Origin of the sequence: Streptomyces sp. AB3(2024) (assembly GCF_041862025.1) — a bacterium.
Lineage (GTDB): Bacteria > Actinomycetota > Actinomycetes > Streptomycetales > Streptomycetaceae > Streptomyces.
In genome coordinates, this window is the sequence record NZ_JBGWAB010000455.1 from 1 (window position 1) to 209 (window position 209).

At 72.7% G+C, this 209-nt stretch carries 1 protein-coding gene; it reads left to right on the forward strand.

Annotated elements, in window-relative coordinates:
* On the forward strand, positions 1-209 hold a 209-nt coding region (locus ACEPPI_RS41190), incomplete at both ends, for an acyltransferase domain-containing protein (protein ID WP_373920338.1).

Here is a 209-nt window from a genome sequence, read left to right on the forward strand (position 1 = left end):
GTTGAGGCGCGGTTGGAGGCGTGGGCGGGCCGGTTGGGTGTGGCTGCGGTGAACGGTCCGTCGAGCACGGTCGTGGCCGGGGACGCCGATGCGGTGGCCGCGTTCGTCGCGGAGGCGGTGGAGGAGGGGATCCGGGCCCGTCAGGTGCCCGTCGACTACGCCTCGCATTCCGCGCATGTGGAGCGGATCGAGGCCGAGCTGCTGGAGGT